Annotated in this window: 2 protein-coding genes; both read right to left on the reverse strand. The window is 75.8% G+C overall.

The window, feature by feature from the left end; all coding sequences use genetic code 11:
* A partial coding sequence (locus PROKR_RS33615; RefSeq protein ID WP_211240011.1) for a hypothetical protein occupies positions 1 to 584 on the reverse strand: 584 nt, incomplete at its 3' end.
* Positions 581 to 2487, reverse strand: a 1907-nt coding sequence (locus tag PROKR_RS03035) for an alpha-galactosidase (RefSeq protein ID WP_051432624.1), incomplete at its 5' end; no start/stop codon positions are given. The genes PROKR_RS03035 and PROKR_RS33615, both read right to left, overlap by 4 nt.

Genomic DNA, 2487 nt, shown 5'->3' on the forward strand with positions numbered 1-2487 from the left:
CAGCGGGCGGTGCCGTCGTCCGGGCCCAGCACGTCGAGCGGCACTCCCCCGCCGTCGGGCCAGGTGGTGTGCGTCGTCGCGCCCGGCTCGGGCCACTCGACCACCAGGGCGTCCGGGTGGCCGGGCACCTCCAGGCGGGCGTCCGGGCCGACGTCGAGCAGGAGGTGGACGGCGTGCAGCAGGGGCGCGCCCGGCGGGCCGGTGATCGTGTAGTCGGCGCGGACCTCGCCGTCGTGCGTGGTGAGGCGGCGGGTGAGGGCGAGGTCACCGGCCTCGACCCGGACCGCCGTGCCGTCGCCGCCGTCGGCGGTCCAGGGTCGTGACCACACCTCGCCGTGGTCGCTCGGACCGCCGATCGTGGGGAGGCACTCCTCGCCGCCGCCCGCGTCGGCGAACGGGTCGCCGGGCACGACGCCGGCCCGCTGGGTGTCTGAGACCCGCGGGTTGCGCCAGAGCCATTCGCGCTCCGGCGTCGCCAGCGAGGTCCAGCGGCCGCCCAGGGCCGGGTCGGTGCGGACGGTGAGCGGCCGGCGGCTCGCACCGGGTTCGTCCGCACCGGATTCGCTCGTACCGGGTTCGCTCACACCCGGTCCAGGAGCACGACGTCGCAGTCCCGCCAGGTCCACGGGACGACGAGGCCGTCGGTCGCGAGCTCCTTGCCCGTGCGGGTCTCGTCGGTGCCCCGGACCCGGTAGCGGGCGTCCGGGTCGAGGTCGCCGAGGTGGACCGTGAGCGGGGCCTCCCCGGCGCGGCGCCAGGCCAGCACGACCACGGCGTCCTCCCCCGTGTACTGGACCGCGCACGCGGGGTCGGCCGGCAAGCCGTGCCGCCGGGTCAGCCCCGTGTGCACCACCGGCCGGATCTCGCGGTACAGCTCGACGAACGACGCCGCGCGCTCCCGGGTCGCGTCGTCCCAGGCCAGCAGGTCCGCGCCGATGCCGAGCACCCCCGCCATGGCGACCACGAACCGGAACTCCAGGCTCGCCGGCGCGCTCTCCCGGTCGGGGTCGAGCAGGTCGGGCAGGTCGGTGACCCACGAGCTCATGGTCCACGCGGGCAGCACGCCCAGGAACCCGTGCTGGATCGCGAGCCGGTCTCGCGGCCCCGTCTCGTCGCTGGGCCAGACGACGTCGGTCCGGGCGAGCACCGCGTGGTCGATCCGGCCGCCGCCGCCCGCGCACGCCTCGACGGTGACGTGCGGGAACTCGGCGCGCAATGCGTCGAGCACGCGGTAGTAGGCCTGGGTGTGCCGCCAGGACCAGTCGTCGCCGCCCGGGGCGGTGCGCCCGCCGTCGGCGATCGAGCGGTTCATGTCCCACTTGAGGTAGCTGATGTCGGTCTCGGTGAGCAGGCGGCGCAGCGTGCCGAGCACCCACTCCTCGACCTCGGGCAGGCCCAGGTTGAGCATGTACTGGTGCCGCAGCGTCTCCAGCGGACGCCCGTCCACCTGGTGCGCCCACTCCGGGTGCGTGCGGTACAGGTCGCTGTCGGGGCTCACCGCCTCGGGCTCGACCCACAGGCCGAAGCGCATGCCGAGGGCCTTGACGCCGTCGGCGAGCGGCCCGAGGCCGCCGGGGATGCGCTCCGTGTCGACCTCCCAGTCGCCGAGTGCGGCCCGGTCGGTCGTGCGGCCGCGGAACCAGCCGTCGTCCACCACGAACACCTCCGCGCCCGCCTGCGCGGCGGCCTCGGCGAGCCGGAGCTGGTGCTCCACGCGGACGTCGAACGTGGTGGCGAACCACGAGTTGTAGACGACGGGACGGTGCTCGGGGCCCCGCGTGCGGGCCAGCGTCGCCTGGTAGGCGTGCCAGGCGTGGGCCAGGTCGTCGACGTCGCCCTCGACGCGCACGCCCGCCAGCACCGGGGTGGTGAGCGCGGCGGCGGGTTCCAGCGTGAGGATGCCCGACTCGTCGTCCGGCCCGGCGGAGACCCGGACGTGGTCGGCGAACGGGACGGCGTCGAGCGCCATCCGCCAGGAGCCGCTGTACGCGAGCGCGACGCCGAAACGGACGGGGGCGTCCGTTCGCGCGGGGCGGGCCACCCCGTCCGTTCCCGCGAGCACGAGCGTCACCACCGGCGCGTACGTGTGGCTCGTGATGCCCTGCCGGCTGCCGATGCTCAGCGTACCGGCGCCGAGCGACGCGCGGAACGGCGTGAACTCCCGCGACCACGCCCCGCCGAGCAGGTCCACGTGCGCCGGTCCCGACGTCGGCACGTTGAACGCCCCGCCCCAGCCGCGCAGCAGCTCGATCGGCTGCTCCGAGTGGTTGCGCAGGTCGGCCCACTTCTCCACGACGTCGTGGGCGGGGTGCGTGCGGATGTGCAGGGTCACGGCCAGGCCCAGCACCTCGTCGGCGAGCGGGCAGGCCAGGTGCGTGCCGCCGTCGGCGTCCCGGGTGAGGGAGACCTCACCCACGCGGGCGAGGCGGGCGCCGCGCACGCCGTCGGCGCGACGCACCACGAGCTCGGCGCCGTGCACGTTGCGGG

Origin of the sequence: Promicromonospora kroppenstedtii DSM 19349, from assembly GCF_000515355.1 — a bacterium.
Lineage (GTDB): Bacteria > Actinomycetota > Actinomycetes > Actinomycetales > Cellulomonadaceae > Promicromonospora > Promicromonospora kroppenstedtii.